The sequence below is a fragment of the Methanosarcina sp. A14 genome (assembly GCF_001729375.1).
GTDB classification, from domain to species: Archaea; Halobacteriota; Methanosarcinia; order Methanosarcinales; family Methanosarcinaceae; genus Methanosarcina; species Methanosarcina barkeri.
Genome location: NZ_LZPK01000063.1, coordinates 1 through 13,948, shown reverse-complemented (window position 1 = coordinate 13,948; position 13,948 = coordinate 1). Strand labels below are relative to the sequence as shown.

General features: G+C 38.3%; 12 protein-coding genes and 1 pseudogene. 5 read left to right on the top strand and 8 right to left on the bottom strand.

The features are described from left to right. Window positions 1–101: 101 nt before the first annotated feature. On the bottom strand, window positions 102–386 hold the full coding sequence (locus A9239_RS04185) for a threonine/serine exporter family protein (protein WP_230668863.1): 285 nt from the start codon (window positions 384–386) through the stop codon (window positions 102–104). 760 nt (window positions 387–1,146) lie between these two features. Between A9239_RS04185 and A9239_RS04180 the strand changes: the two genes are divergently transcribed. Continuing rightward, a complete protein-coding gene (locus tag A9239_RS04180; protein WP_048116384.1) occupies window positions 1,147–2,595 on the top strand; it encodes a saccharopine dehydrogenase NADP-binding domain-containing protein in 1,449 nt (482 codons plus the stop codon). Window positions 2,596–2,982: 387 nt separating this feature from the next. Here A9239_RS04180 and ygiD read toward each other — a convergent pair whose 3' ends face one another. Continuing rightward, entirely contained in the window at window positions 2,983–3,756 is a 774-nt protein-coding gene (gene ygiD / locus A9239_RS04175; RefSeq protein ID WP_048116382.1) for a 4,5-DOPA dioxygenase extradiol, read from the bottom strand. 191 nt (window positions 3,757–3,947) lie between these two features. Continuing rightward, entirely contained in the window at window positions 3,948–5,123 is a 1,176-nt protein-coding gene (locus A9239_RS04170) for an FAD-binding oxidoreductase (RefSeq protein WP_048155851.1), read from the bottom strand. Between the two features lie 398 nt (window positions 5,124–5,521). Here A9239_RS04170 and A9239_RS04165 point away from each other — a divergent pair, with 398 nt between their 5' ends. The 4 genes and pseudogenes from A9239_RS04165 to A9239_RS18030 all read left to right on the top strand — a co-directional run. Next, window positions 5,522–6,007 (top strand): MarR family winged helix-turn-helix transcriptional regulator, encoded by a 486-nt coding sequence (locus tag A9239_RS04165; protein ID WP_080941420.1) that lies wholly within the window; start codon window positions 5,522–5,524, stop codon window positions 6,005–6,007. Between the two features lie 106 nt (window positions 6,008–6,113). Continuing rightward, the gene (locus tag A9239_RS04160) at window positions 6,114–7,853 is read left to right on the top strand and encodes an ABC transporter ATP-binding protein (protein WP_048155853.1); all 1,740 of its coding nucleotides are present in this window, start codon (window positions 6,114–6,116) and stop codon (window positions 7,851–7,853) included. Beyond that, entirely contained in the window at window positions 7,840–9,687 is a 1,848-nt protein-coding gene (locus tag A9239_RS04155; protein ID WP_141706360.1) for an ABC transporter ATP-binding protein, read from the top strand. Before A9239_RS04160 ends, A9239_RS04155 begins: the two co-directional genes overlap by 14 nt. Window positions 9,688–9,910: 223 nt before the next feature. Beyond that, window positions 9,911–10,048 (top strand): annotated as a pseudogene (locus A9239_RS18030) (DUF4277 domain-containing protein); the annotation flags it as partial. A 43-nt stretch (window positions 10,049–10,091) separates the two neighbouring features. On the opposite strand, the gene A9239_RS04150 reads toward A9239_RS18030, so the two are convergent. From A9239_RS04150 to A9239_RS19315, 5 genes are all read right to left on the bottom strand, one after another. After that, the gene (locus A9239_RS04150; protein WP_048116377.1) at window positions 10,092–10,574 is read right to left on the bottom strand and encodes a signal peptidase I; all 483 of its coding nucleotides are present in this window, start codon (window positions 10,572–10,574) and stop codon (window positions 10,092–10,094) included. A 223-nt stretch (window positions 10,575–10,797) separates the two neighbouring features. Continuing rightward, on the bottom strand, window positions 10,798–11,496 hold the full coding sequence (locus A9239_RS04145; protein ID WP_048155858.1) for a TasA family protein: 699 nt from the start codon (window positions 11,494–11,496) through the stop codon (window positions 10,798–10,800). 407 nt (window positions 11,497–11,903) lie between these two features. Next, a complete protein-coding gene (locus A9239_RS04140; protein WP_048116373.1) occupies window positions 11,904–12,509 on the bottom strand; it encodes a SipW-dependent-type signal peptide-containing protein in 606 nt (201 codons plus the stop codon). 48 nt (window positions 12,510–12,557) lie between these two features. Next, a complete protein-coding gene (locus A9239_RS04135) occupies window positions 12,558–13,088 on the bottom strand; it encodes a TasA family protein (RefSeq protein ID WP_048116365.1) in 531 nt (176 codons plus the stop codon). A 671-nt stretch (window positions 13,089–13,759) separates the two neighbouring features. Further along, the coding region (locus A9239_RS19315) for a hypothetical protein (RefSeq protein WP_218104544.1) at window positions 13,760–13,948 on the bottom strand (189 nt) is incomplete at its 5' end.

Below are 13,948 nucleotides of genomic sequence, written 5' to 3'. Positions count from 1 at the left end.
TGCTATGAAAATTAGAAGAGTGGCAGTGACAGAATACTTAAGGAATCCCCAATACACGTTAAATTAATTCAAATATTTGAAAGTTTGGAAAAAACAATATGCTAGGAGCCAACTGCGTAACTCCTATCAGCATTTTCTGCCTGGTTGATCAACTCATATAATCTTGAAACCTGGTCTAAAGGAAGTACTCCGGGTTTCTGCAGGGTGACTTCCAGAGCCTTTGAATCGCTATTTGCAATCTTTATGATTAAAAAAGTAGGTAAACTAATAACCTCCTCAGCTTTGAAACCATAAGCCTGACATATTTTTTTCAAAATTGACTCTATGGACATTACCGCAATTCCTGCAGTAGTCAGAGCTCTGGAAAGCTCTGTGAGGAATTTCAAAAGTTGGTGAGGTATCTCCCCCTCATCAGAAATAGTTAAAGAGTTTATATGAGATGAATCAGTATGTGGAACCATTTTATCAATTCTTGAATATATTCACTTTGAATTTTCGGTATATAACGCATTCCCCGCTTCTTCGCGAAGCCATGAGAAATATCCGAATGATCTCTTCCATACAGATGGACGTGCTGATATGCCAGTCACCCCATACTTGAAGTACAAATCAAGCATAGTAGGCTTTGTGACCGAGTTAGTGTTTGAGACAATTAATGTTTTCACGCTATCGATTTTTAATCTAGCTTGGATACATTTTTAATCTAGCTTGGATATATTGGATTTTTATGCGGAAGGTAAAAGCAAATATAGAAGTATCAGATACCAAAAAACGATGTTATTCAATTTTAACCAAACGCTCTAAAGTAAGAATTACTTGAATTTTTCCCAAAAACGTCATCTGGAAAAGCACATATTTTTGACAAATACTGAGTAATGTGGCATTCACTGTCATCACATTATTATATATTTTGAATTTGGAACTTGACTTATTCATATTGACTTATTTATATTGTTAATTTATAGAGATATATTTATGTTAACTTATTTATGTTAACTTATTTATATTAACTTATTTATATATACACTCGATCTGTTTTATTAAAAATCTCTCAGCCAATGGCCCAGATTTTGGGAGAGATCAAATTGAATTATTATAAAAAGTATATAAGAAAAGTTATATTCAAGCCTCGCGTTTACGAATCCTATGAAAAAAACATTTTCCAATAAAATTCTCATTATAGGTTATGGATCAGTTTCACAATGCACCCTACCCCTTTTAATGGATAAACTTGATGTTCCGTTAGAAAATATTACCTTAATTGATTTTGAAGATAAATCAAAAGCCCTAAAAAAATATACAAATCAGGGATTAAGATTTGTCTGTGAAAAAATTACCCCAAAAAATTTGAGTCAGGTTTTGTCACGATATATGGAAAATGAAGGCTTGATCATTGACCTTTCGTGGAATATCGATGCCAATGAAATCATTAAGTGGTGTCATGATCACAATGTATTGTACGTTAACACGTCTGTTGAAGTATGGGACCCTGCTGAAAAATTTTTGACTCAAAGCCTATTGGAAAAATCGCTTTACATAAGGCAAATGAGATTGCTTGAACTTTCCCGTGATTGGAAAGATGCGCCAACTGCTGTTGTTGACCATGGCGCAAATCCTGGTCTGATAACTCACTTCGTAAAGCAAGGCTTGCTGGATATTGCCGCCAGCACCTGTGCTGATAAGAAAGTCTCTCCCGAAGATGAACAGGAAATTACCCTTCTTGCAAAAAACAGGGACTTTGCCCACCTCGCTAAGAAATTGGGAGTAAAAGTGATCCACTGTAGCGAACGGGATACTCAAGTCGCAAACAGGGCAAAGGAAGTTAATGAATTTGTCGGAACATGGAGCATTGAAGGATTAAGGGAAGAAGGAACTGCTCCGGTTGAAATAGCCTGGGGAACGCATGAGAGCAAATTACCGCCCCTGGCGCATATACCTCCATACGGACCGAAAAATGTGATTCTCTTGCCTCAGATGGGCATTAATACATGGGTCAGATCGTGGATACCGGATGAAGAAATTGTAGGTATGGCGATCCGTCATGGCGAATCATATGGCCTTTCAAAACTGTTAACTGTTTGGGAAGACGACAAACCGGTCTATCGTCCTACCGTGCATTATGCTTATATGCCCTGTCATGATACGCTTTCCTCTCTCTGCGAACTGCGAGGCCGAAATTATGAACTTCAACCGAGACTTCGGATTATGACAAATGAAATCACATCTGGCGAGGATATAATGGGAGCACTCTTAATGGGCCATTCTTATAATTCCTGGTGGACTGGAAGTGCATTGAGCATTGAGGAGACCAGATCCCTTGCTCCCGGTCAGAACGCTACAACTCTTCAGGTAGCAGCAGGCATTGTTGCAGCTATTCTCTGGATGCTTGAAAATCCGCGAGAAGGCATTAAAACACCTGAGGACTTGCCTCATGATTTTGTCCTGGATATTGCCAGACCGTATCTTGGAAAGTTTATTTCCACACCATCGGACTGGACGCCGCTTAAAAATCGCAAAATATTTTTCAAAGAAAGCCCGGCAGTAAAACACAATCCTGATCCATGGCAATTCGAAAATTTTCAATTCGTAGGTTAATTTCAAGTAAACTACCCCTTCAAGGGCAGGACTTATGTCTGTCTAGGAAAAGTTCTTTTCCGTGCCTCTTCATTGAATACCAAGCAGAAGGAACAAAAATCATAATAGAAAGATAAAGAAAGAAACTAGAAAGATAAAGAAAGGAACGCTAGGAGAATTTCAGTCAAAACTTTTCGGCCTGTAATTAGCGTTCCCACTGCTTTTTAACTGTTTTTTTATTTATTAGAATCGCACATCTCGCACTAAAACTTTTTTGATTTTTCAACTTTAACAGTTTTTTGTTTTTAATTTTAAGATTTAGCGTATGTATTTATCAGAACTGATTTAATTGCTAGGAAAATATCAGATGTTAAAATTAATTAAGATTGAGTAAGCAGATATCGAGTTTTATGATAAATTCTCAAATAATATACACCGCATGGAAATAGTTGCATAAACTATCTTTTCACAAAAAAAGCTGACAGTCTCATTTTTGTTTGTTGCGCCAAGAGAATAGATTAAAGGAATATAATGTTCAGCGGAGTTAACAGATAACAATGCGTCTTCTCCAATTAACTTGTAATTTACCAGTTTAAGATCATCTCTGGTTGTGACAAACTTTTTCACTTTCTCATCAAAACTTATTGCCCATTTATAAGGACTTTCGGATATATCTGCCACCATAAGATTATGAACGACATTGCCAGTACAGAAAATAAGAATTTCTTCTTCTCTTAAATTATAGAGTTTCTTTCCCAGTTCATAATGCTGTTGCATACTGAGCTTTCGATTTATACTCAGCTCAACTACAGGAATCTCAGCATTTGGATACATCTTAGAAAGTACACACCATACTCCATGATCAATGCCCCAATTAGAGTCGAAATTAACATCTTCAATTAGATTTTTTATATTAAGAACAAGTTCCTGTGAACCGGAACAATCATATTTTTTATCATATAATTGTTTAGGAAACCCATAAAAATCGTGAATTGTTTTGAGTATTTCGTTTGAAGTAACGCTAGTATCTTCTCTTTCATAGTGTGCAGATATGGCCAGTATTGCTTTAGGTTTTGGAATTTTTTTGGAAATATTTACCCAATTTTTTGTAAACTCATTGTCTTCTATGGCATTCATTGGTGAACCATGACCCACAAATAATACAGGCATAATTTTTTCCATACATTAAACTCCGGTTTAATTATCTCTTAACTGTGAAAGACTAAGCATTTGAGGTGAAAATTCAAGGTAAAATGTTTCAGTTCGAATTTATTTTTTGAAACTTTATGTTTTGACACTCTCGCAATTGATTACTCCATAGAAGTTGTTATTTACCAAGTAAATTCCAGAGGAATAAAAATCAAACAATAGTCTTATAGAAATCTTAAGGGATTGAATAGATCAACGAATTTGTTTTCTTGACCATTAATGAGATCAGTAATTACCATGGCAGCAGTGGTGCCGTTTGCCATTCCCCAAAATCCGAATCCAGCTGCTACATAAATGCCTTTTTGAGATGTCATGCCTATAAGAGGTAGACCATCGTCAGTAGTGCAGTCTTTACTGGACCAGCGGTATTCAATAGACTTAACATTAAGGTGTTGGCGTGCATAGTTTTCAAGCCGGCCATAGTAAATATTTTTGTCAGCTACATCTGCAGGACTATGTTCTCCAGCAACAATGATCAGTTTACCTTTATCTGTAGGGGTAGTCCTATATGTGTGAACAGGATTGAAATCTATAAACATCCCTTCAGGGAAATTTCCTTTAGCATATAATGCTAACACATAGGATCTTGCTGAATGCAAATGCCTGTAGAGTTGGTCGGGATCATATACTGGTGTATGTGTTGCAATTATTACTTGATCGGCCATTATTGAGCCCTGATCTGTTACTACTTCTTTGATTTCACCATCTTTGACAGTGATGGCAGAAGTATTCTCAAAGATATAACTTCCTTTTCCAATTATATGTTTTGAAAGAGCCAGAAGATACTTACGCGGATGAAATTGGGCCTGATTCTCATATTTGATAGCGGGACCAGTTTCAAAAGGTAAAGGCACTTCTTCGGTGTAAGAAACTGGAAGTCCTAACTGTTTTGCAGCTTCAAATTCACCTTTAATCTCATCAATTCTTTCACCGGACTCTGTGTAGATGTAAAGAGGAAGGCGTTGAAATTCACAGTCAATGTTCCACTTTCTTACAATCTCAGCTATCTTTTCAACTGCCTTAATATTAGCATTAGCAAAATCCTGAGCTTTTGACTTACCTAATTTTGATACAAGATTCTTGTAAATTATATTAGGTGCCACACTTACCTTAGCCGTGGTTCTAACTGTTACTCCTTTTATGATCCGATCTGCTTCTATTACTGCTACTTTGTACCCGGCTTCCATCAACAATGCTGCAGAAGTTATACCTGCAATACCGCCTCCCAGAATCGCCACGTCAACTTTCAACCTTTTGTCAAGTTTTGGAAAATTTGTACCAGGAGACGTTTCTAGCCAGAAAGAAATTTCTTTTACAGTGATCTTTTTCCCATATTCCATCCTCTGACCTCGCTGAGTTATTTATCTCTTATTGGATGATAAATTAGATTGGAAAAGCACACTTAAATTACTCTTCAGCTTATATATTAAATAATTACAAAAATAAATCAAAAAGATTTGAAAGAAAAATTTTCTATAATTTAAGCTGTAGAAATATAAAGTTTCAATCAAAATCGCACCAGTGCTCCGGTTATAATGCAGTTATTAATAATCGATTATCCACCATCCTAAAGCTTTTTTGATTTTAGAGTATTTCAACAGCGCAATTACTTTTTTGAAAATTTATTTTGGTACCAGATATTATCAGACATTATTGTTGACACTGTAAGATAGCATTTATATACAGATATTTAGGTACCTAATTATATTAGATACCTAAATAGTGTGTAGGTAGTCAAATGCAGAATCAGAATGTGATACAGCTGTATAATACGTTGAACCGTCTAAGCAGGCAAATGCACCGTTTTTCTCATAAGGCGGAACACAAACGAGGTCTATTCTTCGGGCAGTCAAAATTGCTGCAGCTAATCTCAAAAAATGAAGGAATTATCCAGCGAGACCTTGCGGAACAAATGGATATGCGCCCTTCATCTATGACAGAGGCGCTAGGAAGGCTTGAGCAACTTAACTTAATTTTGCGTAAACGAGATGAAAAAGATCAAAGGACAATGCGCATCTACCTGACAAACAAAGGCAGGGAAATTGTTGAAGACGCTGTTAGGTCCGAAGAAGTATTCATAAAAAAATTTACAGATATAGTGTTCAAAGAAATCTCGGAAAATGAACTAGAAAAGATGCTTGTAATTACTTCAAAGCTGTGTAAAAGTCTTGATACGCTGAACTCGAAAGAATCGAAAGATAGAGACGAAGAATGCTGTCAATAAATGCTGTCAATAATCACTGCCATTGTAGAAAAATAAGGACACAACGTTATCATTTTGAATAATTACAAAATTTTGAATAATTACAAAACAGCGAAAGGATATATTTATGTTTCAACTTATTAAAAAAAATCTTAAGGGCATAGCTCTGATTTATTCTTTACTTGCTCCTCTTTTGATGTTGATAGAAGTTTTCATGGACCTTCAACAACCCAGGCTTATGGCAAATATTGTGGACATAGGTGTTCAAAACAGAGACCTGGGATATATATTATCGACAGGCTTAAAAATGGTGCTTTGTGCGCTTACCGGATTAATTGGCGGCGCAGGCTGCGGTGTGATCGCCTCGTTTGCATCTATGATGTTAGCCGGGAGTTTGAGAGAAGAGCTATTTCATAAAATACAGTCACTTTCGTATATGAAAATTGACCATTTCAAAACATCGTCACTTATTACAAGGCTGACCAACGATGTAACGCAAATTCAGAACATGTTTCTCATGTTGCTGCGTGGGATGGTGCGTTCACCATTGTTGTGCATTGGCGGCATATTTATGTCCTTTTTGCTGAGTCCCAGTCTTTCAATTGTTTTCTGCATCATTCTGCCTATTCTCATCACCTGTGTTGCATTTGTGATGATGAGATCGGTGCCTCTGTACACACAGATGCAGCTCTGGCTTGACAAGGTTAATACCGTCATGCGTGAAAATCTGCTGGGTGTACGTGTTATAAAAGCCTTTAATTTAGAAGACAAACAGAATGCGCTTTTCAGCAAAGTGAATACAGAATTTACAGAAAAAAGCATACAGGCACAGAATCTGACCTTTACGCTGATGCCGATAGCTACTCTGGTTATGAATCTAAGCATGGTTGCCATCCTGTGGTTCGGAGGCAATATGGTCGTTTCCGGAAATATTGAAACAGGCAAGATAATGGCATTTGTCAATTACCTTGTGCAGATAACAAACTCTCTTATAATGCTTGTCAACATGATTGTAAACATTTCACGCGCACAGGCATCTGCAGGACGTATAAAAGAGGTTTTGGACTGCGAAGCGAGTATTAAGCAGTGCAATTCCCCCGTATTGCCAGAGAATTATGACATTGAGTTCAAAAATGTTAGTTTTAGATACGGTGAAAGCGGAGAATATGTTCTGAAAGATTTGTCATTCCTGTTAAAGGAAGGGCAGACAGTAGGTATTATCGGAGCTACCGGCTCAGGAAAGAGTTCAGTTGTAAGTCTGATTCCGCGGCTGTATGAGGCAACCTGTGGACAGGTCCTGATCGGAGGTTGTGATGTTAAGGACATACCAGTACAGTACCTGCGTAGCAATATTGGAATCGTGCTGCAGGAAAACGTCCTTTTTCAGGGGACAGTTAAAGAAAATATGAATTTTGGCAATGAAGAAGCAGACGAAGAGGAAATATGGAATAGTCTTCAAGCTGCTCAGGCAGAAGATTTTATTCAGGCCCTCCCTTACAAATTACAAAGTCAAATTGAACAAAGAGGCAAAAACTTTTCAGGTGGACAGAAACAGCGCCTTTCCATAGCAAGAACTCTTCTGAAAAATCCAAAGATTTTGATTTTTGATGATTCCGCTAGCGCAGTTGACCTTTCGACCGAAGCTCGCCTGCAGTTTGAAATTGCAAAAAAGATGAAGGAAAACACAGTAATCGTCATTGCGCAGCGTATATCCGGCGTTATGGACGCAGACACAATATTGATGCTCGACCATGGCAGCGTTATTGCGAAAGGTACCCATAAAGAATTACTGCAAAGCAACGAAGTATATCGCAATATAGCCGTTTCACAGCTTGGCAAGGAGGTGCTCCTGAATGCCACAGAATGAGGTGATGCCTCATAATATGCCTCATAATATTACAGGCCGCCCTGCAGGGGGACCGAGCGCTTTTCTTCACAAGGAAAAAACGGAAATCAAGGACGTAAAGGGAACACTCAAACGCATTATTATGTACCTTGGCAAATGGCAACGCACATTGCTCATCGTTTTTTTCTGTGCCCTTGTTACAACAGTGATCACTATTATCGGCATTCAACTAAATGGGTACGCAGTCGACGAGTTCATATCTAAAAAAGATATTGTCGGACTTGCTCGCATATGTATTGTCATGGTCCTCATTTACCTTGTTTCGGTTTTTTCTACTTACATGGAGAATTCCCTAATGATCCGTGTTGCTCAGAAAACTTCGGCCAATATCCGGAGCGATCTTTTCAGCAGCCTGCAAAAGCTGCCCCTCAAGTATTTTGATACCCATTCAAGCGGGGACCTCATGAGCCGCCTGACAAACGACGTTGATAATATCAACCTTACACTTTCACAGAGTGTCGTGCAGCTTTTTTCCGGCATTGTCAACGTTGTTGGTATGCTAATAGCAATGCTGTTGCTCAGCCCTCTACTTACTCTAATCGGGCTGCTGACAATGCCTCTGATGTTCTTTACATCAAAAGTCCTCGCTGTAAAGTCCCAGAAGTTTTTTAAGGAGCAGCAATATGAGCTTGGACGGCTTAACGGATATATCGAGGAAATGGTCTCCGGCCAAAAAGTTATTAAGGTCTTTTCCCGAGAAAAGGAAGTAGAGGATCACTTTAAGGGGATCAACGAAAAGCTTGTCTCCAGTTCTATGAAAGCACAAGCGATAAGCAGTGTTATGGGACCGGTGAATAACACTATAAATAATCTGACATATTTGATTATCACGGTCTGCGGTGGCATTTTAATTATAAAGGGGTTTGCTGGAATCACTGTAGGCGTAATATTTTCTTTCCTGCTCTATATGCGCAATTTTACCCAGCCGATCAATAATATTCTTAACCTTTTCAGCACTATCCAGTCAGCCCTTGCAGGCGCAGAGCGAGTGTTTGAGGTAATGGACGAAGAAAAAGAAAAGGACGCGAATAATGCCAGAGACATTCAGAAAATTGAAGGCAACGTGAAAATTGAATCCGTTAATTTTTCATACATACCAGGTAAGCCTGTACTTAAAGAAGCAACAATTACTGCGAAAAAAGGCCAGACGATTGCCATCGTGGGCCCTACGGGTGCAGGGAAAACAACTATTATTAATCTTCTCACCAAGTTTTATGGAATTGATGACGGAACAATCTATATTGATGGACAGAATATAAATGCCATTACTCGAAAGAGTTTGCGGCAGTCCATTTCAATGGTACTCCAGGATACTTTTCTCTTCTCGGACACAATACGCGGGAATATCCGCTACGGCAAGCTGACAGCAACGGACGAAGAAGTTGAACAGGCAGCAAAGCTGGCACATGCCCATGAATTTATTATGCAACTGCCACAAGGTTATGATACAATTCTTTCTGACAATGGCGGCAACCTTTCACAGGGACAGCGGCAATTGCTCAGTATTGCGAGAGCGATGATCGCACAATCTTCTGTGTTGATACTTGATGAAGCGACTTCTTCAATTGATACACGGACAGAGCTGATTATTCAGAATGCTCTGCTCAAACTGATGCACGGAAAAACAAGTTTTGTCATCGCACACCGACTTTCTACCATCAAAAACGCAGATAAAATTATCGTCTTAGACGGTGGACGAGTAGTAGAAACAGGTACGCATAGCGAACTGCTTCTTTCGGGCGGTTTTTATGCCAACCTTTACAACAGCCAGTTCAAAAAAGGTATGGCAATATAAGTTAGTCGGATGGCTCAACAATGACAATCTTTTGCTCTGCTGTCGAGTTTCCTTGCAGGTTTTACCCGTGTTGCCATGAAGCCGGTTACAGCATTCGGGGTTGGTGTAGTTGGTCAGAGCAAAATATTTATTTCAGCTTTTGCAAACCCGGAAACGCTATTCCAGCCACACACAAACACTAAAAAAGAACTTGATGATATCACAGACTTCCTTCGGACGCAGCTCAGTTTTCATCCTTGCCATGGTACTCAATGGTCTTGGTTTCATAGATCAACGTTTGTGTCTTTATCCTGATTTTTTAAGGAATATTTCTACAGAAAGACTCTTTAGAGAAAGTGTAACAAAAAAAGACCTGAATCAAAACTTACGAATACTAAAGATACACCAGAAATTTTGTGAGGGCATTATCTCTCTTTAATTTGTCCAATAATATTGGATACTTCTTGCATGATCAATATAACCGCAGGAAAGATCACGAGTGCTAAAAACCCCTTTTTAGTACTTGCAATATGAACGAGTAACCCAACGTATGGGATTTTAAAAAACAGAGTTCCTACCAGATCTTCAGGAGCTACCGTATAACCATCAGGTTTGGTGTATGCATCTCCCTGAGTTATGTATCCTTCATCTACAACTTTGACTACTCTGTGAGTAACTATGTATCTCTGATTTTTACCGAATATATGGTAATAGGATACAATATCCCCAACATTTGGCTGGGTTTCCAAAGTATTTACTACAATTATATTGCTTTCTGTTATAGTTGGTTCCATACTGTTTCCTGTTACAGTCATGAATTTGACTGGCCCGGTAGGAATCATAGTAGCAATAATGGGCATGACTATAATGAAGATTAAAATAAAAGCAAGAATATTTATGACTTTCATAATCTTACGCCTGAAAGTATCAAAAACTTTTTACAAATTATTTTTTACAAGGTCATATTGTATGAAATACCTGTTATATTTATATAAATTATAAAAAAATCAATAACTAAAAAAACAAATCCATGTTTTTAAAAAATGGTTAATCCTTTTTATTTTTGTTAATAAAAAGGATTGAATATTTCCTTAAGCTTTGTACCATGTTTAAATTTCATTATAATCTGAATTAATCAGCTCCATTACCAGTTATCTCTTCGAATCCTTCAGTAGGTGAATTCTGACTACCTCTACATCTCATATTGAAAGTACAAGAAGACCCTTGATAGTGATTATCAGCATCATCAGCAAATTTGCCTTCAATTATGAGGCCCCAATCCTTATGATCTCCCGCTTTGAGGATAGGAGGGAAAATACCAAAGATAATAGGACTGAGACAATAAGCAACAAATTTCGCACTGCAGAACTCTGTAAGAGTCAGGGTACCATCACGATTGCCTACTACACTACCAATGAAGTCAGCTCTATTTCCCCAAACTAAATTTGAGCCATCCCGTGTGATATGTCCAGTGACCTTTGTTATTATAATTTTATCCGAGAGTTTTATGCCTCCTGTGCCACCAGAGTTGGTTAAATCTTCAGGGTACATATATAGATGGTTAATATTTACTGATCCAACATTTGTAAAACGGAGTTCGTTACCAAATGTATCTCCTGGCTTGAAATTTGCTGGAGATGTCCAGGTAGCAGTCACACCGTCCGTGTAAGTTGAGCCATCATTAGATAACTTCATGTCCAGAGTTCCAGATGAAAATGTATTCCCAGTACTTGTTTCAGTATCCTGGAACGCTGCCCATGTTCCCGCGCCTGCCAGAGTTACAGCTATGCCAAGTGCGAGTATACTCACAAGCACTCTTTTATTAGCCATTTCTACCTCCCATTTTGGTTCGTTGTTGTAGTTTGGTTATTATTAGGCTGCCTGTAATCTCAAACTGTGCCAGAAGATGTTATTCTTCCAGGACAGATCTAAAACTCGTTGAGTCTGCAGGAACCTGGTGTTGCATCAGGAGATAAAATGTCGTATCTATCAAATACAGCATTCAGGATCGTCAAATCTTTGAGAAGTGACACGACACGAGGTAGCTACGTTATGTCACTAAAACGAGAAATGGCAACCTACAAAAATATATATCAGCTTCGGATTATCATATAAAAGTGAAAGGGAAGAAACCACAATTTTCCCTTTTTACTCCCTTTCATCATAACTAATTTAACTCCTAATTTAACTCAATTAAACTCAATTATTTTTAGTCCATTACTGACTTGGATCCCGGTTTATTTCTGCTTCATTTCAAATCTCATTGTTAATGTGGTTGCGTCTCCCTGATATTCATTTGGAGCATTTATATCGAAACTAACCTCCATATTAAAGTCATTATTTGAAGACCCAGCCACAGGCCTACCTGTAACATCGAGGGAAGTGGGTGCTGGCGCAGGGAGATTATCAAGCGTAAAGCCGTTAAGATCCGCCAGGTCAATGAATCCATTGCCATTACTGTCACTGACATAACTTAACAGATTCATAGGTGTCCCGGATGAGTATGGAGTGTACTTCATCGAATCCACTTTCAGATAACTATCCATCCCCAGCTCAGTGCACTCGGTTGCAAATGTGATCTTCACCTCCAACTTATCTGCTTCCATGGTCCCTATATTGTATATATTTAGCTGACCAGGTATAGAGGACATTCCAGGAACCATGTTTATGAGCGTCCACTCTTCGTTGATGTCAGGACCGTTATCTTCCATGTACAGATCCATTGTTCCCGCAGTAAATACCTCTCCTGAAGCTGTCTCAACATCAGTGTAAGAAGCCCATGTACCTGCAGAAGCTAGAAGAAGTACAAAAGAGATTAACAGAACTGAAGGTATCAATTTCATTTCTGATGTCTCCTAAAAAATAGTGGGGTTTGTTCCCACTATTTTAATTTAAGCCTGATCCAGAGTAAACTCAGTATCAAAAGTAGTTTTGTCTGTCTGAATGCTATTGTCAGCATCGTCAACTTCATAAGTTAATACTATATCTTGATTACTTCCAGCCCCAAGAGCTCCAATTGACATAGCTGTATCAGGAATTACTTCAATACCATTTGCATAGATCGTCAAGTGACTGCTAAGTTCACCAACAGCGTCAGTGTCGCCCATCTTAGACTCAGGGTCATTGACACCATTTTCATCATCTTCAATGTTAATTATTTTAAGAGACAGCGTTCCATCAATTGTACCAGCATTCTCCACATTTATTGTTCCTATGGTACCTGTGTCTAGAGGATATACATTATCTACAGTCAATGGTAGAGATGTTCCTACGCCTCCCACTACCAGATCTAATGTTCCAGCAGTAAAAGTGTTATCATTACTTGTTTCAGTATCACTGAATGCTGCCCATGTCCCAGCACCTGCAACGGTGGCAACTACACCGAGAATGAGTATGCTTAAAAGTGTTTTCTTGTTAAACATGATATACCTCTTTTTGTTTAATTCATTCCAATTTTGAGTTGTAATTTTCTACTCATCTTTGCTGTTGGATCGCTGGATACGATGAAGGGTTCAACATAGGTACTCCAGTTTTATTTCTAAGTTCAGCAAATCTGAGTTGAAATGCTCATTTGAAGTGCTCATCTGAGTTACTCATTTGAAATGCTCATCTGAGTTACTCATTTGAAATGCTCATCTGAGTTACTCATTTGAAGTGCTCATCTGAATTACTCATCTGAGTGATTCATCCTATGAAATCTTCTAAGATAGTTATTGGCGAATTAACGGAATTGTAGGGGCGGTAACAAAAGATTAACGTCATCAGATGGCTCTGCGTGTTTGAGAGTAAGTAACACACAATTAAAGAGGCGTAGGAAAAAGTAATGAGCTATTTTTGAGCTTTTTAAACAATACTGTTTTTGTTTTTAATAAGAGATCAGTTATTTTTATCTAATATGCCCAAAGAAGATCATGGTACGGAGGGAAAGACACAAGCTAACTGCCGCAGGAATGGGCGTGGAAAATTTTGAAAAAACAAAAATTTAAGAGATTGCTGTCAGCTTAATGGAAAATTACCGACACTGTGAGACGGTGAAGAACTTTCAGGAAAAAAGAGAAAAAGAACTGGGAATTTTGAGCATAAAGGAACATGCTCAGAGTTTTCGGACGTGGCGCATGTGAGCTGTCGAAGATATTATGAAAAGACTGCTCATAAAAAGCATCCACTGATTGCTTGTAACCAACTCAAAAAGTCCCAAATAAATTGTGACACTTCCGACTACAGCAAGGGTGCTCAGGCCAACATAGAAATGGCTCCATGGGATATCCCCTTTCTTGACGGT

What these genes read in the sequence shown, in the direction of transcription:
- A9239_RS04180 (WP_048116384.1), top strand. Translation starts at nt 1,147, where the DNA reads ATGAAAAAAACATTTTCCAATAAAATTCTCATTATAGGTTATGGATCA.
- ygiD (WP_048116382.1), bottom strand. Translation starts at nt 3,756, where the DNA reads ATGGAAAAAATTATGCCTGTATTATTTGTGGGTCATGGTTCACCAATG.
- A9239_RS04170 (WP_048155851.1), bottom strand. Translation starts at nt 5,123, where the DNA reads ATGGAATATGGGAAAAAGATCACTGTAAAAGAAATTTCTTTCTGGCTA.
- A9239_RS04165 (WP_080941420.1), top strand. Translation starts at nt 5,522, where the DNA reads ATGCAGAATCAGAATGTGATACAGCTGTATAATACGTTGAACCGTCTA.
- A9239_RS04160 (WP_048155853.1), top strand. Translation starts at nt 6,114, where the DNA reads ATGTTTCAACTTATTAAAAAAAATCTTAAGGGCATAGCTCTGATTTAT.
- A9239_RS04155 (WP_141706360.1), top strand. Translation starts at nt 7,840, where the DNA reads ATGCCACAGAATGAGGTGATGCCTCATAATATGCCTCATAATATTACA.
- A9239_RS04150 (WP_048116377.1), bottom strand. Translation starts at nt 10,574, where the DNA reads ATGAAAGTCATAAATATTCTTGCTTTTATTTTAATCTTCATTATAGTC.
- A9239_RS04145 (WP_048155858.1), bottom strand. Translation starts at nt 11,496, where the DNA reads ATGGCTAATAAAAGAGTGCTTGTGAGTATACTCGCACTTGGCATAGCT.
- A9239_RS04140 (WP_048116373.1), bottom strand. Translation starts at nt 12,509, where the DNA reads ATGAAATTGATACCTTCAGTTCTGTTAATCTCTTTTGTACTTCTTCTA.
- A9239_RS04135 (WP_048116365.1), bottom strand. Translation starts at nt 13,088, where the DNA reads ATGTTTAACAAGAAAACACTTTTAAGCATACTCATTCTCGGTGTAGTT.